This is a genomic window from Streptomyces sp. NRRL B-24484, from assembly GCF_000717715.1.
Lineage (GTDB): Bacteria > Actinomycetota > Actinomycetes > Streptomycetales > Streptomycetaceae > Kitasatospora.
The window spans coordinates 19,742-39,851 of record NZ_JOAI01000007.1 but is presented as its reverse complement, the minus strand read 5'-3'; the positions used below and the strand labels follow the sequence as shown (position 1 = coordinate 39,851).

General features: G+C 74.8%; 23 protein-coding genes and 1 pseudogene. 11 read left to right on the top strand and 13 right to left on the bottom strand.

Translation table 11 applies throughout. The annotated features are described in order from the left end of the window. Nucleotides 1-77: 77 nt before the first annotated feature. Both IE98_RS50640 and IE98_RS52520 read right to left on the bottom strand, forming a co-directional pair. Nucleotides 78-788 (bottom strand): class I SAM-dependent methyltransferase, encoded by a 711-nt coding sequence (locus IE98_RS50640; protein WP_052390325.1) that lies wholly within the window; start codon nt 786-788, stop codon nt 78-80. Continuing rightward, nucleotides 762-1,232: pseudogene (locus IE98_RS52520) on the bottom strand (DUF2218 domain-containing protein); the annotation flags it as partial. The gene IE98_RS50640 and the pseudogene IE98_RS52520, both read right to left, overlap by 27 nt. On the opposite strand from IE98_RS52520, the gene IE98_RS0108810 reads away from it, so the two are divergent. Together IE98_RS0108810 and IE98_RS48960 are read left to right on the top strand one after the other, a co-directional pair. Beyond that, on the top strand, nt 1,167-1,715 hold the full coding sequence (locus IE98_RS0108810) for an ArsR/SmtB family transcription factor (protein ID WP_052390302.1): 549 nt from the start codon (nt 1,167-1,169) through the stop codon (nt 1,713-1,715). The pseudogene IE98_RS52520 and the gene IE98_RS0108810 sit on opposite strands and share 66 nt — an antisense overlap. A 98-nt stretch (nt 1,716-1,813) precedes the next feature. Next, nucleotides 1,814-1,987 carry a hypothetical protein gene (locus tag IE98_RS48960; RefSeq protein ID WP_159400859.1) on the top strand — a complete coding sequence of 58 codons (174 nt, stop codon included), beginning with the start codon at nt 1,814-1,816 and terminating at the stop codon, nt 1,985-1,987. 308 nt (nt 1,988-2,295) lie between these two features. Here the strand turns inward: IE98_RS48960 and IE98_RS0108795 are convergent, their stop codons facing one another. Both IE98_RS0108795 and IE98_RS0108790 read right to left on the bottom strand, forming a co-directional pair. Continuing rightward, nucleotides 2,296-3,114 (bottom strand): alpha/beta fold hydrolase, encoded by an 819-nt coding sequence (locus tag IE98_RS0108795; protein WP_030266922.1) that lies wholly within the window; start codon nt 3,112-3,114, stop codon nt 2,296-2,298. A 134-nt stretch (nt 3,115-3,248) separates the two neighbouring features. Then, the gene (locus IE98_RS0108790; protein ID WP_030266920.1) at nt 3,249-3,914 is read right to left on the bottom strand and encodes a DUF4097 family beta strand repeat-containing protein; all 666 of its coding nucleotides are present in this window, start codon (nt 3,912-3,914) and stop codon (nt 3,249-3,251) included. 264 nt (nt 3,915-4,178) lie between these two features. On the opposite strand from IE98_RS0108790, the gene IE98_RS0108785 reads away from it, so the two are divergent. Then, nucleotides 4,179-4,940: a helix-turn-helix domain-containing protein gene (locus IE98_RS0108785; RefSeq protein WP_030266917.1), complete on the top strand. Its 762-nt coding sequence runs from the start codon at nt 4,179-4,181 to the stop codon at nt 4,938-4,940. Between the two features lie 22 nt (nt 4,941-4,962). Here IE98_RS0108785 and IE98_RS45640 read toward each other — a convergent pair whose 3' ends face one another. Continuing rightward, entirely contained in the window at nt 4,963-5,781 is an 819-nt protein-coding gene (locus IE98_RS45640; RefSeq protein ID WP_030266912.1) for a phosphotransferase, read from the bottom strand. Between the two features lie 97 nt (nt 5,782-5,878). On the opposite strand from IE98_RS45640, the gene IE98_RS0108775 reads away from it, so the two are divergent. Beyond that, nucleotides 5,879-6,730, top strand: coding sequence for a hypothetical protein (locus IE98_RS0108775; protein ID WP_159400858.1), 852 nt, complete (start codon nt 5,879-5,881; stop codon nt 6,728-6,730). A 122-nt stretch (nt 6,731-6,852) separates the two neighbouring features. Then, entirely contained in the window at nt 6,853-7,701 is an 849-nt protein-coding gene (locus tag IE98_RS0108770; RefSeq protein ID WP_052390301.1) for a YhjD/YihY/BrkB family envelope integrity protein, read from the top strand. Between the two features lie 79 nt (nt 7,702-7,780). On the opposite strand, the gene IE98_RS44370 is transcribed toward IE98_RS0108770, so the two are convergent. From IE98_RS44370 to IE98_RS0108750, 4 genes are all read right to left on the bottom strand, one after another. After that, nucleotides 7,781-8,893: a polysaccharide deacetylase family protein gene (locus IE98_RS44370; protein WP_052390300.1), complete on the bottom strand. Its 1,113-nt coding sequence runs from the start codon at nt 8,891-8,893 to the stop codon at nt 7,781-7,783. A gap of 168 nt (nt 8,894-9,061) precedes the next feature. Then, nucleotides 9,062-9,229: a hypothetical protein gene (locus IE98_RS48955; RefSeq protein WP_159400857.1), complete on the bottom strand. Its 168-nt coding sequence runs from the start codon at nt 9,227-9,229 to the stop codon at nt 9,062-9,064. Beyond that, nucleotides 9,202-9,525, bottom strand: a complete 324-nt coding sequence (locus IE98_RS44365; RefSeq protein WP_052390299.1) for a hypothetical protein — start codon at nt 9,523-9,525, stop codon at nt 9,202-9,204. Before IE98_RS44365 ends, IE98_RS48955 begins: the two co-directional genes overlap by 28 nt. A gap of 58 nt (nt 9,526-9,583) precedes the next feature. Beyond that, a complete protein-coding gene (locus tag IE98_RS0108750) occupies nt 9,584-10,825 on the bottom strand; it encodes an FAD-dependent oxidoreductase (RefSeq protein ID WP_043173759.1) in 1,242 nt (413 codons plus the stop codon). A 154-nt stretch (nt 10,826-10,979) separates the two neighbouring features. On the opposite strand from IE98_RS0108750, the gene IE98_RS44360 reads away from it, so the two are divergent. Next, nucleotides 10,980-11,594, top strand: coding sequence for a TetR/AcrR family transcriptional regulator (locus IE98_RS44360; RefSeq protein ID WP_052390298.1), 615 nt, complete (start codon nt 10,980-10,982; stop codon nt 11,592-11,594). Nucleotides 11,595-11,633: 39 nt separating this feature from the next. On the opposite strand, the gene IE98_RS0108740 is transcribed toward IE98_RS44360, so the two are convergent. Both IE98_RS0108740 and IE98_RS0108735 read right to left on the bottom strand, forming a co-directional pair. Further along, nucleotides 11,634-12,032: a DUF4440 domain-containing protein gene (locus IE98_RS0108740; protein WP_030266893.1), complete on the bottom strand. Its 399-nt coding sequence runs from the start codon at nt 12,030-12,032 to the stop codon at nt 11,634-11,636. A 53-nt stretch (nt 12,033-12,085) separates the two neighbouring features. Beyond that, the gene (locus IE98_RS0108735) at nt 12,086-13,348 is read right to left on the bottom strand and encodes an aminotransferase class V-fold PLP-dependent enzyme (protein WP_052390297.1); all 1,263 of its coding nucleotides are present in this window, start codon (nt 13,346-13,348) and stop codon (nt 12,086-12,088) included. Between the two features lie 145 nt (nt 13,349-13,493). On the opposite strand from IE98_RS0108735, the gene IE98_RS0108730 reads away from it, so the two are divergent. The 3 genes from IE98_RS0108730 to IE98_RS0108720 all read left to right on the top strand — a co-directional run bounded on the left by IE98_RS0108730 (nt 13,494) and on the right by IE98_RS0108720 (nt 17,385). After that, the gene (locus IE98_RS0108730; protein ID WP_030266887.1) at nt 13,494-13,787 is read left to right on the top strand and encodes a DUF6412 domain-containing protein; all 294 of its coding nucleotides are present in this window, start codon (nt 13,494-13,496) and stop codon (nt 13,785-13,787) included. 66 nt (nt 13,788-13,853) lie between these two features. Then, complete coding sequence (locus tag IE98_RS0108725; RefSeq protein WP_030266885.1) at nt 13,854-14,573, top strand: YidC/Oxa1 family membrane protein insertase; 720 nt, start codon at nt 13,854-13,856, stop codon at nt 14,571-14,573. A 103-nt stretch (nt 14,574-14,676) separates the two neighbouring features. Beyond that, the gene (locus IE98_RS0108720; protein ID WP_030266881.1) at nt 14,677-17,385 is read left to right on the top strand and encodes a SpoIIE family protein phosphatase/ATP-binding protein; all 2,709 of its coding nucleotides are present in this window, start codon (nt 14,677-14,679) and stop codon (nt 17,383-17,385) included. A 45-nt stretch (nt 17,386-17,430) separates the two neighbouring features. Here IE98_RS0108720 and IE98_RS0108715 read toward each other — a convergent pair whose 3' ends face one another. After that, the gene (locus IE98_RS0108715) at nt 17,431-17,922 is read right to left on the bottom strand and encodes an FBP domain-containing protein (protein ID WP_030266878.1); all 492 of its coding nucleotides are present in this window, start codon (nt 17,920-17,922) and stop codon (nt 17,431-17,433) included. A gap of 71 nt (nt 17,923-17,993) precedes the next feature. Here IE98_RS0108715 and IE98_RS0108710 point away from each other — a divergent pair, with 71 nt between their 5' ends. Together IE98_RS0108710 and IE98_RS0108705 are read left to right on the top strand one after the other, a co-directional pair. Then, nucleotides 17,994-18,563, top strand: coding sequence for a TetR/AcrR family transcriptional regulator (locus tag IE98_RS0108710; protein ID WP_030266874.1), 570 nt, complete (start codon nt 17,994-17,996; stop codon nt 18,561-18,563). A 161-nt stretch (nt 18,564-18,724) separates the two neighbouring features. Next, entirely contained in the window at nt 18,725-19,531 is an 807-nt protein-coding gene (locus IE98_RS0108705; RefSeq protein WP_030266871.1) for a thioesterase family protein, read from the top strand. Between the two features lie 9 nt (nt 19,532-19,540). On the opposite strand, the gene IE98_RS48950 is transcribed toward IE98_RS0108705, so the two are convergent. Then, nucleotides 19,541-19,864 (bottom strand): hypothetical protein, encoded by a 324-nt coding sequence (locus IE98_RS48950; protein WP_159400856.1) that lies wholly within the window; start codon nt 19,862-19,864, stop codon nt 19,541-19,543. Between the last annotated feature and the right edge of the window lie 246 nt (nt 19,865-20,110).

Sequence of the window (20,110 nt, the reverse complement as noted above, 5' to 3'; positions counted from 1 at the left end):
GCACATTCGGTCGGACGCGGCGCCGGCCCGTCCGCCCCGGTCGGCCCGTGTCGTGGCCCGGCTCCGGCCCGGGGTGGTCAGCGCTTGCGGGCGAGGGTGACGCCGTCGCGGACCGGGAGCATCACGGCGTCGACCCGGGGGTCGGACGCGACCAGGGCGTTGAGGTCGCGCATCGCCCGGTGGGCGGGCTCGGTGAAGGCGGGGTCGAGGACGCGCCCGCCGAGGAAGACGTTGTCCAGGACGATCAGCCCGCCGGGGCGCAGCCTGGGCACGAGCTCCTCGTAGTAGGCGGGGTACGAGCCCTTGTCGGCGTCGACGAAGGCGATGTCGATGTCGGCTTCGGCGGGCAGCGCCTTCAGGGTGTCGAGCGCCGGGGCGATCTCCAGGTCGATCCGGTCGGCGACACCGGCGCGCTCCCAGTAGCGGCGGGCCAGGGCCGTCCACTCCTCGCTGACGTCGCAGGCGAGCAGCCGTCCGCCGTCGGCGAGGCCGCGGGCGATGCAGATCGAGGAGTAGCCGGTGAACACGCCCACCTCCACGGCCCGCCGGGCGCCGACCAGCCGGGTCAGCATGGTGAGCAGGGCGCCCTCGTCGTGGGAGACCTGCATGCGGGACGCTCCGCCGGTGGCGGCGCGGGTCTCGGCGACCAGGTCCTGCAGCAGGCCGTCGGCGGGCGTGCAGTGGTCGAGGACGTAGTCGGCGGTGACCGGGTGGGTGGGCTCGACGGTGTCCCCGGGGAACCGGTCGCTCCAGGCGACGGCGGGGACATCGGCGGCCGCGCGCTGCACGGCTTCGCCGACGGTCTGCTGCACGGCGGCCAGCGCCTCGGCGTCCGCCGCGGTGGCGGTGAGGGCCAGGTGGTCGCCCTCGAAGGTCAGGACGCAGCGGCCGGTGCCGAGATCGGCCGTGGCCCGGCCGTCCGGGGTGAGGTGTGCGGCGGCGGCGGAGTGGCGGAGCTCCTTGACGATCTGCTCCAGGTGGTGCTGGGGGCGGTCGGTGACGACCTGTGCGGTGGAGAGGGGCACGGTTCCTCCGAAGACGGGGTGGCAGGCGGGCGGACTGGCGGACGGACCATCAAGTGTCGAGAAATCCGAACGCTTTCGAGTGGAGTCTGACGGCCCGTCGGCCCGTTTGTCAAAGCGTTGAGAAAGTTGGACACTTTCCGCATGGACGCCACCGGGGACGAGCCCCTCGTGCTGCAATCGCCCGCCCAGTTCAAGGCGCTCGGGCATCCGGTGCGCCACCGGATGGTCAACGTGCTGCGGCAGCGGCCGGCCACCCTGCGGCAGCTGTCCACGGCGATGGGGCTCGCCAAGGGCACCGTCGGCTACCACGTCCGGGTGCTCCAGGAGGCCGGACTCGTCCGGCTCGCGGAGACCCGGCAGGTGCGTGGCGGCACCGAGCAGTACTTCGGCCTGGTCGGCCGGGGCTTCCGCCTGCACGAGGACGCCGCGATCGGCCCCGAGTTCCTGATCAACGCCGCCCTCTCCGAGATGCTGCCCGACCAGGGCGACACCACCCACACCGTGCTCCGCCACCTCTGGCTCACCCCGGACGAGGCCCGCGCCCTCACCGGACGCGTCCGGGCGCACGCCACCGAGCCCTACTCCACCGAGCCGTACTCCGCCGACGGCACCCCGCACGGCGAGGCCTACGGACTCCTGGTCAGCCTCTTCCGCGCCGACATCCCGCACCTCTCCCCCGACGACGCCTGACCCCCGGCCGCCGGGGGAATCGCCGTGGTGCGCGCGTCCCACCCGTGGGACGATCGGCGGCGCCGCGGGCGGGGACCGGCGGCAGACGGGGGACGACGATGCGCTCGACCGCTGGGTGGGTCCTGTTCACGGCAGGACTGGCGGGGCTCGGATGGGTCAGGAGCAGGACGCCGTCCAGCAGCCTGGGATGGAGCCACTGGAACCGGCGGCAGCGGGTCACCGGCCTGGTCTGCCTGGCCGTCCTCCTCGCCGGAATGATCGTCATCGGCTGACCACGCCCCGCCGGTCGGCGGCGACCGGCAGAATGCCGTCCCACGGGCGGACGACCGCACAGCAACGAAGCGCACCGACCCGGCCCCCGCGACGAGGACCGCGTCGTCGAGGCCTTCGGCGCCCGGTTCACCGCGGCGGGCCGGCGGATCGTCACCCCCACCGGCCGGTACTCCGGCCTGGAGGCGCTGCGCGTGCCCGCCCGGGTCCGCGCGCGGCTCGGCATCGCGGTGTACGAGGCGGCGGCCGACGGCGGCGTCACGGAGCACGCCTGACCGTCGGCCGCCGCCTGCCACCCGCGGTCGCGTCGTCAGTTCCGTTCTCCGCCGAGGGCGGCGACCTCGCGGACGGCGGCGGCGATGGCCGCGAAGTCCTTCTTCAGGACCCCGCCGTGGTTGCTCGCCACCTTCGCGCCGACCGCGATCAGCGGGTTGCGGGCGGTCACCGCGTCGAGGCTGGTGCGGATCCGCTCCTGCTCGTCACCGCGGCTGCCGAGGGACGACCCCGAGGCGACGACGTACCGCACCGGGACGGTGATGCCGTCCAGCACCGGGCCCAGTTCGCGCTCCCGGGAGATCCGGCCGAGTTCGATGTTGCAGTCCGCCATCTCGTCGGCGGTCATCCGCGGGGTCAGGCCGGTCGGGCGCAGCAGCGGCAGGAATCGGCCCCACTGCCGGAACTGCTTGCGGATCCGCTGCTCCATCGCCTCGTCCAGCCAGTCGTAGGGGAAGGCGCCGTCGACCAGGACCGCGCCCAGGGCGCGCTCCGGGTTCCGGGCGGCCCAGTGCGCCCCCACGAACGCGCCGTAGGACCAGCCCACCACCAGGGCCCGGTCGACGCCCCTGGCCGCGAGGACGGCGTCGACGTCGCGGACGGCCGCCTCGAAGGAGTAGTCCGCCGAGCGACCCGACGTCCGGCCGCGGGCCCGCTCGTCGTAGGTGATGTGCCGCCACCCGGCGCCCAGGTCGGCGACGACCCGCCGCCAGTACCCCTGGGTGGCGAACTGGCCGTTGAGGTAGACCACCGGGATGCCGGGGCCGCCGGTGTCGGTGACGGCCAGTTCCGTGTCGTCGACCGGCACCGTGCCGGTCCAGGTCGCAGCGTTCGAGGTCGTGCTGTTCTTCGTCATGGTGTTCCCCCTGGTCGTTCGCGGGTCGTGGTGTTCGGGCCGCTCCTCGCCCCGCGGTGGATCGCGGGGCGGCGGTGACGGCCGGCCTGGCCGCGGGTGGTGCGCTGCGGCCCGGCCGTCGTGGTGACGGTCGTTCAGAGACTGCGGGCGGTGATGTCGCCGTGGTCGGTGGTGGCGCGGATGTCGAGCTCGGTGGTGCCGTTGTTCTTGAGGGCGTTGCCGACGCGGCCGTGGCCGGTTCCGGCGTCCAGGGCGGCGGAGACGCCGGCGGCGGCGCCGACCGAGATGTCGCCGGACCGGGTGCTGAGGACGACGGTGCCGGGGCCGGCCTCGTTGATCCGGATGCTGCCGCGGGTGGTGCTGATCTCCGCGGAGCCGCCCAGTCGGCCGACCTCGACGTCGCCGTCGACCGCGGTGAGCCGCACGCTCGCCGCCTCGTCGAGCTTGATCCGGTGGTACGCGCCGTCGAAGGCGACGTCGCCGAGGCGGCCGACACCGCGCAGCTCGCAGGCGGCGGCCGTGCCCTCGATGCGGGAGCCGGCGGGCAGCTGGACGGTGACCTCCAGCGAGCCCGAGGAGCCGAGGAGCTTGCCCGTGGGCTCGGGGGCGCCGATCCGCAGGACACCGTCGGAGTAGGTGACGGTGGCCCGTTCGGCGGCCCGGACGTCGCGTCCCTTGGACGGGTCGGCGGGCCGGACCTCGACGACGGTGTCCGCCCGGTCGGCGGCGATCAGCTGGATGCGTCCGGCGGGCACGTCCAGGACGGCGGAGATCGGGGCGGTGGTGTCGAACGTCTGCATCGTGCTCTCCTGTGCTCGCTCTGTGTTTCTGACATGAGAAACGCTACGTTGCTTTCCAATTGATGGCAACACACCCGTTGCATCCGATCCACATAACAGCAGGTAGAAGCCGCCAAATCGTTGCAACCAGCGAGAGGATAACGCAACAGGCAGGGCGACGATCATTGCAATGGGAGAGAGGTGAACGCTAGGCTGGCGCGGCCGACCCCACCACGGGCCGGCGCGCAGCAGCACGCAGCACGCAACAGCACGGAGGAGAACGCGATGCCGGGAGGCAGGCTCACCCAGCAGGAACGCCAGCAGATCGCGCTGGGGCTGGCCGACAGCCTCCCCTACGCCGAGATCGCCCGTCGCCTCGACCGGCCGACCTCGACGATCACGCGCGAGGTGATGCGCAACGGCGGCCCGACCTCGTACCGGTCCGACCTCGCGCACCGCGCGACCGAGCGCCGTGCCCACCGGCGCAAGCCGGCCCCGCCCCGCGGATCGGCGCCCGTCCCGCACCCGCAGGGCCGCGACGCCGGGGCCGTCGCCGACTACGAGGAGACCCTCACCACCGTCCTCATGGCCTCGGGCGTGCCCAAGATGGGTGCCAGGGTGCTGACCTGTCTCTTCCTGAGCGACGAGGGCAGCCTCACCGCCTCGCAGCTCGCCCGGCACCTCGACGTGAGCCCGGCGTCCATCTCCAAGGCGATCGCCTTCCTGGAGGGCCAGAGCCTCGTCCGCCGGGAGCGCGACGAACGCCGCCGCGACCGCTACATCGTCGACGACGAGCTCTTCTACCAGGCGACCATCGCCAGCGCCCGCGCCAACGACCGGCTCGTCGCCACCGCCCGCGAGGGCGTCGCCGTCCTCGGCGCCGACACCCCGGCGGCCGCCCGCCTGGAGAACATCGCCCGGTTCCTCGACTTCATCAGCGAGAGCATCGTCCGCGCCGCCGAACAGGCCCGCGCGGTCCTCCACAGCAAGCCCGCACCCCCGGCGGACGAGGACCCCGACCGGCCGGCCGGGCCGGACAACGGGTAAGGGGCGGCCCGGACCGCCGGCTTCAACCGAGCAGGGTCAGCAGGCGATCCGCCTGGCGTTCGGCCGTGCCGGCCGGGTTGCGGGCGCGTGCCGGGTCCTCCAGGGCGAGGATCAGCAGCCACAGCAGGGCGAGGAGCCTGCGGGACTCGCGCAGCCGCCGCTCCTCGGGCGCGGTGAGGTCGAAGCGGCCCAGGAAGGACGGGACGTCGAGGTCGCTGTCGACCCGGGCCGAGACGTGTTCGACCACCTCCGCGAGCTCGTAGGCGCGGTCGCTGCGGCCGGAGTCCTCGAAGTCGACGATGCGGACCTTCGCGCCGTCCCAGAGGAAGTTGGCGAGGTTGCCGTCCGCCTGACCGAGGACGGCGGGGAGGTCCGGGCCGGCCGCACGGGCCCGTTCCGCCAGGTCCAGCCAGCGCATCCCCTCCGCCACCGCCCGCCGTACGGCCCGGGGCGGATCCGCCCGGCACAGGTGCTCGCACCGGGTGCGGATGCCGCGGGCGGCGTGCCGCTCGTTCCACAGGCGGAGCGGCAGCCGCTCGGCGACCGGGCCGGGGACGGCGGAGTGCATCGCGTCCAGCGCTGCAGCCATGGCGCGTACCTGATGATCGGTCACCACCGTGCCGCGCAGCGGGACGCCCGGGATGCGGGCCATGACGACGGTCGGCGGGGTCGCGGCGAGGTCCGCCTCCAGCGGTGCGGGGGCCAGGTCGGGGCAGTGCTGCCCGAGCAGGGTGAGGGCGCGCCACTCCCGCTCGGGTTCGCCGTCGCCGCACGGGCGGAACCGCTTCACCACCCGGTCGTCCAGCAGCTCGATCCCGTGGGTGCTCCACTGCTCCGTCACGGCGCCCCCTCGTCCCGGCGATCACTCCGGAATCCTGTCACGCCCTTCGATTCCCCGTCCTTCGCAGGGCAGTTGACGCCGCCCGTACGCTGTGCGCGTGGACACGAATGCGGCGCTCGCCGAGATCCTCGACCGTGGCGCGGACGAGAACGATGCGGAGGCGCTGATCGCCGCCGTGGCGGACCACGGGGTGTACCTGCCCGTCCTGCCGAGCGGCAAGCTGATGTTCCTGCAGCGCGAGGACGGCGTTCCGGCACTGCCGGGCTACGTGAGTGCGGCGTGCCTCGCCGAGCAGGTCACGGAACCGGCGGCGTCCTTCCACTGCGACGTGCTGCGGCTGTGGGACATCGCCGAACGGACGGGTGTCCGCGTGCTGCTGGTCCACTCCGACCGGAACCGGGTCGCCCTGTCGATCGGGCTGGTGATCCGGACGCTGTCCGACCGCGGGATGCGGGGCACCGAGGGCAGGACGATGCGGCTGACCCGCTCCACCCACCCGGTGGCCGTGGCCCTCCGGGACGCGCTCCGCCGCCGGATCCGCGAGTTCCCGACGGTGCGGTCGGTGTGGGTCTCCCACGCACGGTGGATCGACACCGGGTTCGAGCAGCTGCTGATGCACGTCGCGGTGGACGAGCGACTGCCCTCCGAGACCCCGCGCCGGTTGCTGGACACCCTGCTCGCCGAGGAGGTGACCGTCACCCCGGACGACCCGAAGCTGATGATGATGCCCCTGGACACCACCGCCCACGCGGAGACCGTCGCCGAGCTCGACGGCATGGCCCTGGACACGGTGCGCCACGACCCCGCCACCGGCCGGGTCGAGGTGCTGTCGCGCGAGTACGACGACCCGCGGGCCGCGGAGGCCGCGCGCCTGGCCGTCGCCGCCGAGCGGGACGCCGCTGACGCCGCGGAGCAGGAGCGCCCCCGCCGCTGGTGGCAGCGCCCCTGACGCCGACGGCCGGCGCGCCCGGAGGGGCGACCGCGGGTACACCCGGGCGCGGGCGCCGGTGCGCGACGGCGCCGGGCGCGGAGGATGGTGGTGAGGGCGGGCGGATCGTCGGGAGGTGTGCCATGCACGGTGTCGGCGGGATCTCGTGGCCGGTGCGCGGACGGACGACGGACGGGCGATGGGCCGACCGGTGGCGGCGCGGCTGGCCGGGCGGGCTCTGGCGGGAGGGCACCGGGCTGGAACTGATGCAGCGGTCGATGGGGTTCGCGGCCCTCGGGCTGGTGACGCTCGTCCCGCTGCTGATCGTGGTCGCCGCGATCGACCCGTTCCGGCAGCACGGCTTCGCCCAGTGGGTGGTGGACGGCATGGGCCTGCCGGGCCGCACCGCGGCACCGGTACAGCACCTGTTCGCGGCCGACCACCACGTCCGCAGCACCGCGAGCGCACTGTCGCTGCTCTCCCTGGCGCTGTTCGGCCTGTCCTTCGTGGCAGCGGTGCAGACCGTCTACGAGCGGGTCTGGCGGCTTCCACCGCCGTCGTGGCGGCACCTGTGGCGGCAGGTGCTGTGGTTGGGCGCGCTCACCGTGTTCCTGGTCGTCGAGGTGGAGACCGGCACGGTGCTGCGGCCCGGCTGGTGGGACACCGCGGAGCGGCTGCTCCTGCTGGCGGCGATGAGCGTGGCGTTCTTCTGGTGGGGCCAGCACTTCCTGCTCGGCGGCCGGGTCGGCTGGCGGTCCCTGCTGCCCGGTGCACTCGCCACCACCGCCGGGCTCGGCGGCCTGCGGGTGTTCTCGGCCCTGGTGTTCGACCCGATGGTGGTGTCCAACGCCGAGTCGTACGGCACGGTGGGCGTGCTGCTCGTCGTGGAGTCCTGGCTGATCGGCACCGGGTTCGTCTTCTACGGCGGCGCCCTGGTCGGCCGCTACTGGCTCGACCGCCGGCAGGCGGTGCCGGTGGAGACCGTCCCCTGAGACCGCGCTGCCCGGCCCGCCGGGAAGGGCAGCGCTGCGGGCCGCCCGGCGGGGTGCACCGGGCGGCCCGCAGCGGCCGTCAGGAGAGGTACTCGGTGAGGCCCGCGGGCCGCAGACCGGCCGCGTCGGCGGCGGCCAGCACCCGTGCCAGGTCGCCGGCGAGGGTGTCGGTGAAGTGCAGCAGCACCACGTCGCCGGGGCGCAGCGGCCCGCCGTGGTACACGTTCGACGCGCCCCAGCTGAAGTCGGCGGTGGCCGTCATCACCGTGGTCGCGCCGCAGTTGGCGGCGGCCTGCAGGGTGTCGGCGTTCCACGCGAGGTAGGGCGGCCGGAAGACGGTCGGTGCGGTGCCGGTGCGCCGCAGCGCGGCGTCACGGCCGCCGCAGATCTCCGCCTGCTGCTCCTCGGCGCTCAGCGTGGTGAGGTCGCGGTGGGAGACGCTGTGGTCCTGGACCGAGGAGCCGGGCGCGGCGGTGACGGCACGGAACCAGTCCGGGTCGAAGCCGAGCGGCATCGGCAGCGGGAAGGCGGTGACGGGCAGCTTCCGGTCGGCGATCAGCGCGGCCGCCTCCGGGGTGCGCTGCCAGCCGTCGTCCACGGTGACGAAGAAGACCGGGTCGTCGGTCGGGACGTTCCACAGGGCGCGTGCGGGGGCCGGCTCGGGCCCGTCCACCCGGACGTCGTCGGCGGCGTAGGCGCCCTGGCCGTACCAGCCGTGGAGGTAGAGGCGGACGCTGGTCACCGCCGCGCCGGTGGTGAACGAGGTGGTGAGCCGGTGCCACTCGCCACCGGTGTCCGGGGTCCAGGCGGGGGCCGCGTCGTGGCCGGTGCCCTCGGCGCCGAGGAAGACGTAGGCGCCGCGCACCCAGGCCGAGACCGTGTAGGTGGTGGCGGGCCGGACGGCGAGGAGCTGCTCGCAGCGCCCGGTGGAGTCGGCGGCCGCGGGGGTGACGAGGAGGGCGGAGCCGCCGCTGTGCGCCGTGCCGCCGATCGCCGCCTCACCGGCGGTGCACTGCCAGCCGGGGACCGATCCCCAGTCGTCCAGGGGCAGTTGGGGGATCTCGAACCCCGGGTTGGTGGCGAGGTTGACGGCGGCCGGGGTGTCGGCGTGCGCACCGGTGGCGAACGGTCCGGCGACGGCTAGGGCCGCGCCCGCCGCGCAGGCCGCCAGGCGGTGGAGGAGTCTGGACACGGAAGGGCTCTCCGAGGAGTCGGTGGGCTGGTGGAGGCTCCCCGAGGGAGGGGAGGTCGCGCCGTCCGACCGCACCCGGACCGGGCCATACCCTGTCCCGGCGGACGCCCCGCGTCAAGGGCTACCGACGATTCCCTGATGCATCGTCAACAAGCTTGCGAGGCCGCCTCAGGCGATCTCCTGGGCGGCCTGCGCGAGGAACGCCTCCACCGCCTGTCGGCAGGCCGCGCCGAGCTGCGCGGACTCCGCCTCGTCGCGGGCGTCGCCGATCGGCCGGTGCGAGTCGAACGCCGCCCGGGCCGCCTCCTTCACCCGGTCGCTGCCCGCGACGAGCACGACGCGGAAGAGCGCCTGCCGGGCGGTCGACCGGCGCTCGAAGACGAGGGCCGGGCCGGTTCCGGATCCCGGTCCGGGTGGTCGAGCCGCCGGTGCCAGCGGTTCGACCGCGCCCTGGACAGCTCGGCCATCGCCGCGGCGAAACCGCTGTACGCCTCGACCCACTGCGACCAGGTGTAGCCGTCGCGGCCGTTGCGCTCCGTCCGGTCGGCCGGCCGGAACTGCCGGAACGAGGTCAGCCCGGCACCGAGCAGCGTCCCCACCACGGCCACCACCGCCGTCACGATCTCCCCCACGCGCCCGTCCGACCATGCGGCCCGAGGCCCGTGGTGGGCCGCCGTTCAGCGGTCGGCATCACCGGTGCGGGCTGCCGCCCGCCGGGGCCGCCGTCTGCCGGGCCCGGTACTCGGCTGCGCCCTGCCGGTAGCGGCGGTGCTCCTCGGCCGGGTCGGGTGCGGTGTGCGCGGCGGGCGGGGTGGCGCCGAAGAAGCGGGCGAGCGCGTCGTTGGCGTCGGCCGCGAGCGGCGCGGCGCGGTCCGTCATCGCGGCCTCGTAGCGGCGGACGGCCGCGTCCGGGGTCGGCCCCTCGGCGATCGCACGGGCGAGTTCGGCGCCTTCGAGCAGGGCGAGGTTGACGCCGTACCCGCCGAAGGGGGCCATCACGTGGGCGGCGTCGCCGAGCAGGGTGACGCCGCTGCGGTGCTCCCAGGTGTGCGGGGCGGGCAGGACGTGGATGGGCCGGTGCCGGTATCCGCCGTCGACGTCGGTGAGGAAGGGCCGCAGCTGCGCGTCCCAGTCGGCGAACTCGGTGAGCAGGTGGCGGCGGACGGCATCGGCCTCGGCCGGGTCGGAGGGGTCGGCGATGCCCGCCGCCGTGTACCAGTCGGCCGGGGTGCGCATGGCCAGGTAGGCCCGGACGTGGCCGCCGCTGTTGCGCTGGGCGATGACCGCCCGGCCCTCGCCGTCCCGGACGAAGAGGTGGCCGTCGCCGACCAGCCGGGCGATCGCGGGGTGGCGGGTGTCCGCGTCCGCGTACACGACGTCGAGGAAGGAGACCCCGCTGTAGTCGGCGGTGGCGGGCGAGACCAGCGGCCGGACCCGGGACCACGCGCCGTCGGCGCCGATCACCAGGTCGGCCTCGGCGGTGCCGCCGTCGGCGAAGTGCAGCCGGTGGGCGCCGCCGGCGAGCGGCTCGACGCGGGTGAGGCGGTGGCCCCAACGGATCGAGGCGGGGTCGACGTGCGCGGCGATCGTCCGGCGGAGCTGGCCGCGGTCGATCTCGGGGGCGGCCTCGTCGTCGGCCTCGGGCACGAAGCGGTCGAGGACCGTGCCGCGGTGGTCCATGCGGGTCTTGGCCTGGCCCTCGGGCCGGGCGAGGGTGCGGAAGGCGGCGGTGAGTCCGGCGTCCTCCAGGGCGATCTGGCCGGAGTCGGCGTGCAGGTCGAGGGTGCCGCCGAGGTCGCGGGCGTCGACGGAGGCGTCGGCCTCGTACACGGTGACGGGCACACCGTGCTGCTGCAGCACGCGGGCGCAGAGCAGTCCGCCCGGACCGGCTCCGACGACGGCGATGGCGGGGACTGCGGGTACGGCGTTCACGGGCGCCTCCTCGGGCACGACGGCAGGACCGGCCGTACTGAACGACCGGTCATTAAGTTCCACGCTACTTAACGTCCGTTCAGTAAGCAAGGTAGGATGGGAGTCGCCCCGGGACGGCCGGGGACGCACCAGCCGAGGGACGGAGCAGCCGGACATGACCAGCCCCGCCGCGCGAGGCCGCCGCCCGGCCGCGGAGACCCGTGCCGAGATCCTCGGGGTCGCCCTGGCCCTGTTCACGGAGAAGGGCTACGAGGCCACCTCGGTACGGGACATCTCCGAGGCCCTCGGCGTGACGAAGTCCGCCCTCTACTACCACTTCCGCAACAAGGAGGAGATCGTCGCCAGCCTGGTGGCCGAGCGGCGCGAGGAGGTGCGGGAGCTCGCCGCCTGGATCTCCGCGCAGCCGCGGACGCCCGGCCTGGTGCGGGAGGCCGCACTGCGGTGGATCGCCGGCACCACGCCCGAGCGGCTGGCGGTGATGCGCCTGGCACAGGCCAACCAGCCGGTGATGCGCCGTCTGTCGGAGGACGCGGCAGACATCCCGGGCGCGTTCGAGGAGGTCGTCGCATTGCTGGTCGACGAACCCGCCGACGAGCAGCAGCGGCTCGCCGTCCGGATGGCCTTCGACACCGTACGGGCGGCACTGCTCGCCGCCCAGGGCACTACGGCCACCGACCGGAACGTCGTCGAGGCCGCCCGCCGGGCGACCGTCGCCCTCACCCGGCCCGAGGCACTCCCCGGGCCCGAGGGCGACACCGCCGACCGGTGACCGGCGGCGCCGAGCTCCGGACCGGTCCCGGCCGAACGATCAGTCCCGGTCGAACCAGGACACGGCGGCGATCCGCCAGCCGTCCTGCGTGCGGACGAACTGCATGACCTTGGTGCCGCCGCCCTCGAAGGGCTCGCCGTCCAGGACGCCGGACTTGCGGTAGTCGCCGACCCGGGTCGCCATGTCGTCGACGATCTCGGTGCGCTCGGACGTCTCCCACTCCGAGAACTCGACCAGCCGGCCGTCCGCGAGCAGCCGCTCCCGGGGTTCGACGAACTCGTCCACGCCGTAGGCGGCGAAGTCCGGGCCGGTCTTGACGATCACACCGTTCGGCAGCAGCAGCCGGCGGATCCGGGCGACGTCCGCGGGCTTCCCGCCCCGGTTGTCGAACGCACCGAAGAACTCCGTCGTGATCGCGTCTATCTCGGCCTTGGACATGCCCGGACCCTAACAGCCGGCGGCGGCCGCGCGGGGGCGGTCGGCGGCGGGAATCAGCCCCGCGCCCAGGCGGTCAGGACGGGCACGCAGTGCTCGGCGAAGTACTCGTAGTCCGCGGGCGTGTTGTAGACGTGCGTGGAGAGCCGGAAGTAGCCGGTGCCGCCGAAGCTGGTGAAGGCCGCCTCGACGCCCAGCTCGGCCGCGACCCGGTCGCGCAGTCCGTCGGCGGCGAGCCGGTCGGGTGCCAGACCGTCCGGCAGGCGGACCAGGCGCAGGGCGCTGACCGGCATCCCGACGTCGACCGCCGCGTCCGTGCCGGTCGCCTCCGCGAACGCCGCGCCGACGATCCGCTCCGCGTAGTCGGCCAGTTCGCCGAGGTAGTCGCGGGCGGCCTTCCACCCCCAGGTCCGCTCGACGAAGCCGAGGGCGGCCGGAGCCGCGAGGTAGCCGGTCGCGTCCACCGTGCCCTGGGTGTCGAAGCGCTCGGGGAAGGGCTCGCGGGCAGCCCAGGAGTCGATCAGCGGGAAGAGCCGCTCCCGCAGCCCGGAGCCGGCGACCAGTGCGGCGGCGCCGCGCGGCGCACAGCCGAACTTGTGCAGGTTGCCCACCCACACGTCGAACTGCAGCCCGTCGAGCGGGTCCTCGGCAAGGCCGGGCACGTGCGCGCCGTCGATCAGCAGCGGGATGCCGCGCTCGCGGGCGGCGGCCCCGACCGCCCCGACCGGCATCCAGCGGGCGGTCGCCGAGGTGATGTGGTCGAGCACGATCAGGGCCGTCCGGTCGGTGACCTCGGCGAGCACCGCCGCGGCGGCCTCCTCGGGGCCGGCGTCCAGCGGCACCCGGGCCGTCCGGACGGTGCCGCCCCAGCGGCGGGCCAGCCGCTCGGCGCCCATGGTGACCGCGCCGTAGCCGTGGTCGGTGACGACCACCTCGCCGCCGGGGCGGTGCTCCAGACTGCCGTAGACGACGCTGGCACCGGCGCTCGCGTTGGGCACCAGGGCGAGGTCGCCGGCGGGTACCCGCAGGAACTCGGCGACCTCGGCCCGCGCGGCGGCCACCCGGCCCGCCAGGGCGGGGAACCACACCACCGGGGCCCGGTCCATCTCCTCGCGCAACCGCTGCTGCTCGCGCTGCGCGGCCAGCGGCACCGCCCCGAACGAGCCGTGGTTGAGGTGCCTCATCGCCGGGTCCAGGGTCCACGCCGCGGCGGCGGGGCGTCCGTCCGGCAGCAGCAGGGGGCGCGGTGCGGGGGTCACGTCGTCGTCCGTTCGGAGGTCCGCGGCCGGGGGCGGTCCGTCCGCCGGCTCGCCGGCCATCCTCACACGGCACCCGGCCGCCCGGTGCACCGCGGGGGCGGCGACGGGGGGCGGCGAGGTTCCTCCTCCGGTCGGTACCGTTCGGCGCTGCGGCCACGTACCATCGGGCTCACGTCCCGTCAGCCGGTCCCCGTGGAGGTGTGCAGTGCCCTTCGTCGCGCTGCTCCTCGCCGTGCTCCGGCTGTTCGCCGGTGAGCTGCCGCTCAGCCCGTCCGCGCTGACCGCGGTCGCGGCGACCGCGGCCGCCGTCCTGCTGGCCGGTGCCGTCGCGGGCGCCCTCGCGGCCGCCCGCCTGCTCGGGGCCCGTGCCCCGGCCGCCGTCCGCGCCGGTGTGCTGCGCCGCCGGGCCCTCGGTACGGCCTTCCTCCCGCAGCGTGATCCGGATGCCCGCGGCCGACGCCGCCCCAGGGCACCGGGTGCGGCCCCGGCGGCCGCGTAGTCCTCTTCCGCACGGCCGCCTTCCGCCGACACCTCGTTCGTCCGAGTCCCGGAGGGCCCGCCCCGCATGTCCGTTCTCGCTGTTCTCGATCCTGTCGTCCACCTCGCCCACGACGCCGTCTCGGCGCTCGCCGCGGTGGTGCCGACGGCGCTCGCCGTCGTCCTGTTCACCGCCCTCGTCCGGCTGGCGCTGCACCCGCTCGCCCGCTCCGCCGCCCGCGGCGAGAAGGCCCGGATGCGGCTCGCGCCGAAGGTCGCCGAGCTGAACCGGCGGCACAAGGGCAAGCCGGAGAAGCTGCAGGCCGCGCTGACCGAGCTGTACCGGGAGGAGAAGTCCTCGCCGTTCGCCGGCTTCCTGCCGATGCTGGTGCAGATCCCGTTCTTCTCGGTGATGTACCGGCTGTTCACCACCCCGAACGACCTGCTCGGCCACACCCTCGCCGGGGTGCCGCTCGGCCTGCACCTCGGCGAGGCCCGCACGGCCGGCCAGTACGCCGTCCTCGGCACGCTGTACGCGGCGATCGGCGCGGTCTGCTGGGTCGGCTTCCGCCGGGCCCGGCGTGCCTCGGCCGCCGCGGCCGCTTCGTCCGCCGCGGCCGGGGCGCCCGTCGTGCCGGGTGCGCGCCTGCTGTCGTACCTGTCGTTCGGCACGGTGGTGTTCGCCGCGTTCGTGCCGCTCGCGGCCGGGCTGTACCTGCTGACCACCACCGCGTGGACGGCCGCCGAGCGCGCCTGGCTGCACCGGGGCGCACCGGTGCCCGCGACCGCGACCGCACTGGCGGCCTGAGGCCCGCGCGGGACCGGGACCGCCCCCGCCGGAGGTCCCGGTCCCGCGCCGCGCCGACTGCCACGCTTCGTGGTCGCCCTCGGCTCGGTGTTTGAATGGAGCCATGGTCGATCGCGCCGACCGTTCCCGGGGCACCTCCAAGCAGTCACGCAGAGCGAGGAGTCCGCGGAGCCTGGCCGGGCAGGTCTTCGCCGTGCAAGTGGCGGTGGTGGTCCTGCTGGTGCTGGGCGCGATCCTGGCGCTGGTCCTGGAGTCCAGGGGCGCCAGCGAGAAGGAGGCGAAGAACCGGTCGGTGGCCGTCGCGGAGGCCTTCGCGCACTCCCCCGGGCTGGTCGACACCCTCAAGTCGCCCTCGCCGACCACGACGCTGCAGCCGCTGACGGAGGCGGCCCGCAAGGACGCCGGGGTCGACTTCATCGTCGTCATGGACACCCACGGCATCCGGTACACCCACCCGCTGCCCGACCGCATCGGCAAGCGCTTCGTCGGCACCATCGGCCCCTCGCTGGCGGGCCGCATCTACACCGAGAGCGTGCACGGCCCGCTCGGCCACGAGGTGCAGGCCGTGGTGCCGGTCAAGAACGCCGACGGGCAGGTGGTGGGCCTGGTCTCGGCCGGGCTGAAGGTCAAGAACGTCACCTCCGCCGGCAACAAGCAGCTGCCGATCATCCTCGGCACCGGAGCCGCCGCGCTGGCGCTGGCCACCACCGGCACCGCGCTGGCCGCCCGGCGGCTGAAGCGCCAGACCCGCGGGCTCGGCCCCGAGGAGATGACGCGGATGTACGAGCACCACGACGCGGTGCTGCACGCGGTGCGCGAGGGCGTGGTCATCGTCGGGCAGGACGGGCGGCTGGTGCTCGCCAACGACGAGGCGAAGTCGCTGCTCGGGCTGCCCGCCGACGCGGAACACCGGCACGTCGGCGACCTGGAGAACCTCGACCCGGACACCGCCGAGCTGCTGCTGTCCGGCCGGGAGGCCACCGACGAGGTGCACCGGGCCGGCGGGCGGCTGCTCGTGGTGAACCAGCGGCCGACCGACCGCCACAGCGGCGCCATGGGCTCGGTCGCGACGATCCGCGACTCCACCGAGCTGCTGGCGGTGACCGGCAAGGCCGAGGCCACCGGCAAGCGGCTGGCCCTGCTCTACGAGGCCGGCACCGGCATCGGCTCCACCCTCGACGTCGAGCACACCGCCGAGGAGCTGGCCCGGGTGGCCGTCCCCGGCCTCGCCGACTTCGTCACCGTCGACCTCGCCGACCCGGTGCTGCAGGGCAACGAGCCGACCGGCGGCGACATGCAGCTGCGCCGGGTCGCGGTCAGCGGCATCGAGGAGGACCACCCCTTCTACCCCCGCGGCAAGCTGATCACCTTCGTCCCGTCGACGCCGATGGCGCAGGGCTTCGACAGCGGTCTCTCCCAGGTGGTGCCCGACCTGTCGACGGCGGACGGCTGGCAGGCGCAGGACCCGGAGTGGACGCACCGGATCATCGACCACGGCGTGCACTCGCTGATCACCACCCCGCTCACGGCGCGCGGCATCATCCTCGGCGTCGCGAACTTCTGGCGCTCGCAGAAGCCGGAGCCCTTCGACGAGGAGGACCTCTCGCTGGCCGAGGAGCTGGTCGCGCGGGCCGCGGTGAGCATCGACAACGCCCGGCGGTACACCCGGGAGCACGCGATGGCGGTGACCCTGCAGCGCAGCCTGCTGCCGCGGGCCCTGCCGGAGCAGAGCGCGCTCGACGTCGCGCACCGCTACCTGCCCGCACAGTCCGGGGTCAGCGGCGACTGGTTCGACGTGATCCCGCTGCCGGGCAGCCGGGTCGCGGTGGTGGTCGGCGACGTGGTCGGCCACGGCCTGCACGCGGCGGCCACCATGGGCCGGCTGCGCACCGCCGTCCACAACTTCGCCGCCCTGGACATCCCGCCGGACGAGCTGCTCGGCCACCTCGACGAGCTCGTGGACCGGATCGACCAGGAGGAGAGCGACGGCGCGACCGGGACGGGCGTCTCCGGCGCCACCTGCCTGTACGCCATCTACGACCCGGTCTCGCGGCTCTGCACGGTCAGCCGGGCCGGCCACCCGGCGCCCGCGCTCGTCCGGCCGGACGGCAGCGTCGACTTCCCGGACCTCCCGGTCGGGCCGCCGCTGGGCACGGGCGGCGCGCCCTTCGAGACGGCGGAGCTGCAGCTGGACGAGGGCACCCAGATCGTGCTGTACACCGACGGGCTGATCGAGGACCGGGCGCGGGACTTCGACGTCGGCATGGAGCTGCTCCGCGAGGCCCTCGCCGACCACCGGCGGGAGCCCGAGGAGAACTGCCGGGCCGTGATCGACGCGCTGCTGCCGGCCCGGCCGCAGGACGACGTGGCCCTGCTGATCGCCCGCACCCGGGTGCTCGACCCGGAGGACATCGTCGAGCGGGACATCCCGTTCGAGCCGGAGGCCGTCGCCGAGCTGCGCACCTGGGCGGCGGCGGCGCTGGAGAAGTGGGACCTCGGCGACCTGGTCTTCGCCACCGAGCTGATCCTCAGCGAACTCGCCACCAACGCGATCCGCTACGGCACCGAGCCGGCGCGGGTGCGGCTGCTGCGCGACCGCGCGCTGATCTGCGAGGTGTCGGACGGCAGCAGCACCGCCCCGCACCTGCGGTACGCGGCGACCACGGACGAGGGCGGCCGCGGGCTGTTCCTGGTCGCGCAGCTGACCACGCACTGGGGCACCCGCTACTTCCCCCGCGGCAAGATCATCTGGGCCGAGCAGGCGCTGCCCACCTCGGTCGACGCGCCGCACGGCGCCGACCGGGCCCCGTAGCCGCACGGGTGCCGTAGCCGCACGGGCACCGTGGCCGGGTGTCGCTCAGGCGGCGACCTTGGCGACGAACGCGGCGGTGTTGGCGGCGAGCCGGTCGATCCGCTCCTCCAGGGTGAGCGACTCCGGCATGCGCGTGCCGGGGCCGAGGTCGCGCCGGCCCCGGACGTAGAGCGAGCAGGCGAGGTCGCTGCAGATGTAGGCACCCACCGAGTTGCCCTGGCGGCCGGCGAGGCCGGCCCGCGGCGCGACCATCAGCGAGACGCCTCCGGTGTGGGTGGTGATGCAGAGCGAGCAGATGCTGCGGCGGGCGCTCCAGGACGGGCCGGAGGGGCAGCGCAGCACGACGCCGGTCGGCCGCCCGTCGATCTCGGCGACGAGGTGGGCGCGGTCGGGGGCCTGCGGGTCGCGCCAGCCGAGCAGGTCCAGCTCCTCCCACGGCTGCTCGGCGAGGTCCCGCGGGACGTACATGCGCTTGGCCTCGCCCTTGGTGCAGTTGAGGAAGGCGGCACGGATCTCGGAATCGGTCAACGGCTTCATGAGTCGCAGGCTAATTTGCCTAACACTATTAGGCAAATGCATAATCGACCACGACAGACGGGAGAGTGCACATGGTTCGCGCGGGGCTCACCACGGAGCGGCTGGTGCGGGCGGGCGCCGAGCTCGCCGACGAGGTCGGATTCGACCAGGTGACGGTGACGGCGCTGGCCCGCCGGTTCGACGTCAAGGTCGCCAGCCTGTACGCGCACCTCAAGAACTCCCAGGACCTGCGCACCCGGATCGCCCTGCTCGCCCTGGAGGAGCTCGCCGACGAGGTCGCCGACGCCCTCGCCGGCCGGGCCGGGCGGGACGCGCTCGCCGCCTTCGCCGCCGCCTACCGCGACTACGCCCGCCGGCACCCCGGCCGCTACGCCGCCGCCCGGCTGCGGCTCGACCCGGAGACGGCCGCCGCCAGCGCCGGCGTCCGGCACGCCCAGATGACCCGGGCGATCCTGCGCGGCTACGACCTCGCGGAGCCCGACCAGACGCACGCCGTCCGGATGCTCGGCAGCGTCTTCCACGGCTACGTCAGCCTGGAGGCGGCGGGCGGCTTCAGCCACACCCCGGTCGACCCGCAGCAGTCCTGGGACTGGATCGTCGACTCACTGGACGCGATGCTGCGCAGCCGTCCGGCCGGGTGACCACGCCCCCCCGGCCCGCCGCCCGGTGTGGGCAGGCTCACCCTTACGGCGGGTCGGTTCGGCCCCCTACGATCCTGAACGCGGGCACCGGCCGGCGGCCCGCCCCGCACCGCCGGCCACCCTGGTCCGGCCCCGCGGGGCCGGCCGACGAGAGGTGCACCGTGACCGCCCCCGCCGTTCCGTCCGACAGCTACTACCAGCGCACGGGCGAGCACCGCTACAAGCCCACGGCCCACGCGGGGGGCGCCTGGAACACCGAGGAGCAGCACTTCAGCCCGCTGGCCGGCCTCGTCGTGCACGCCGTCGACCGGTACCTCGCCGAACGCCCCGCCACCGGCCTGGCACTCGCCCGGATCAGCTACGACATCCTCGGCCGGATCGCCCTCGACGAGTGCGAGATCACCGTGGAGAGCATCCGGCCGGGCCGCACGGTCGAGCTCCTGGAGGCCGTCGTCACCATCGGGGACCGCGCGGTCGTCCGGGCCCGCGCCTGGCTGCTCGCCGTCCTCGACACCGCGGCCGTCGCGGACTCCCCCGTGGAGCGGCTCGCACCGCCGGAGGCGTGCGACCCCTGGGCGATGGACGAGCTGTGGGACGGCGGCTACATCTCCTCGATCGAGGTGCGCCGGCCGCAGCCGGGCCGGGCGGGACGCGCCGCAGCCTGGATCAGCACCCGGCTCGGGCTGGTCGCCGGCGAGCCGAGCAGCCCGCTGGCCTCCTTCGTCGCCCTGGTGGACACCGCCAACGGCATCGCCGTCCAGCAGCCGCCGACCGACTGGATGTACCCCAACACGGACCTGACCGTCCACCTCCACCGCAGCCCCGAGGGCCCCTGGACGGGCCTGGACACCACCGTCAGCTTCGGCCCGACCGGCCACGGCCTCACCAGCACCGTCCTCCACGACGCCGCCGGACCCGTCGGCCACGCCCAGCAGATCCTCACCGTCCGCCCGCTGGCGCACGGCTAGGAACGGGGTTCAGCGGGCGGCCGGGTGGACGCTCCGGCCGATCCGGGCCCGGCGGGCCAGGGCGGAGAACACGGCCACGGACGCCAGTGCGCCGCCGAGCTGGAGCAGGGCCGGCGCCACCGCCGACACCGCCCCGGGGAGGACGGCGAACAGCGGCCGGGCGACCGGCAGCACCAGCCAGGCCGGCGCCGTCAGCACCTGCGCCACCGCGCGCGCCCCTGGGACGGACGGCTCCACCGCCACCGCCACCGCGGCCGCCGCCACATAGCCGCGCCCCCACCAGGAGGCGGGAACGACGTACGACAGGCGGCGCATCGCGGCAGGACGGTTCACGGGCGGCATCCCGGCAGGCCGCCCCTCCCCCGGTCGAGTCCCGGGTCCTCGGCAGCACCGCGCCCGCCGCGCCGCCGTCCGGGGGTCGTCGGAGCACCACCGTGACCCCTCGCTGTTCGAGGAGTCGGACGGTCTCCTCGAAGGAGGAGAGCCTGCCCTCCGGGTCGTCCACCACGTCCGCCAGGGCGTAGCGGGCGACGGCCGACCCGTGCCGGGGTCGCCGCCGACGCGGTCGCGTTCTTCCGC

Bases quoted from the DNA above. Each gene is read 5' to 3' on its own strand.
- IE98_RS0108810 (WP_052390302.1), top strand. From the start codon at position 1,167: ATGGACGCCACCGGGGACGAGCCCCTCGTGCTGCAATCGCCCGCCCAG.
- IE98_RS0108790 (WP_030266920.1), bottom strand. From the start codon at position 3,914: ATGCAGACGTTCGACACCACCGCCCCGATCTCCGCCGTCCTGGACGTG.
- IE98_RS0108735 (WP_052390297.1), bottom strand. From the start codon at position 13,348: ATGGCCGGCGAGCCGGCGGACGGACCGCCCCCGGCCGCGGACCTCCGA.
- IE98_RS0108720 (WP_030266881.1), top strand. From the start codon at position 14,677: ATGGTCGATCGCGCCGACCGTTCCCGGGGCACCTCCAAGCAGTCACGC.
- IE98_RS44360 (WP_052390298.1), top strand. From the start codon at position 10,980: ATGACCAGCCCCGCCGCGCGAGGCCGCCGCCCGGCCGCGGAGACCCGT.
- IE98_RS48960 (WP_159400859.1), top strand. From the start codon at position 1,814: ATGCGCTCGACCGCTGGGTGGGTCCTGTTCACGGCAGGACTGGCGGGG.
- IE98_RS0108770 (WP_052390301.1), top strand. From the start codon at position 6,853: ATGCACGGTGTCGGCGGGATCTCGTGGCCGGTGCGCGGACGGACGACG.
- IE98_RS0108715 (WP_030266878.1), bottom strand. From the start codon at position 17,922: ATGAAGCCGTTGACCGATTCCGAGATCCGTGCCGCCTTCCTCAACTGC.
- IE98_RS0108710 (WP_030266874.1), top strand. From the start codon at position 17,994: ATGGTTCGCGCGGGGCTCACCACGGAGCGGCTGGTGCGGGCGGGCGCC.
- IE98_RS0108795 (WP_030266922.1), bottom strand. From the start codon at position 3,114: ATGACGAAGAACAGCACGACCTCGAACGCTGCGACCTGGACCGGCACG.
- IE98_RS0108740 (WP_030266893.1), bottom strand. From the start codon at position 12,032: ATGTCCAAGGCCGAGATAGACGCGATCACGACGGAGTTCTTCGGTGCG.
- IE98_RS0108785 (WP_030266917.1), top strand. From the start codon at position 4,179: ATGCCGGGAGGCAGGCTCACCCAGCAGGAACGCCAGCAGATCGCGCTG.
- IE98_RS0108725 (WP_030266885.1), top strand. From the start codon at position 13,854: ATGTCCGTTCTCGCTGTTCTCGATCCTGTCGTCCACCTCGCCCACGAC.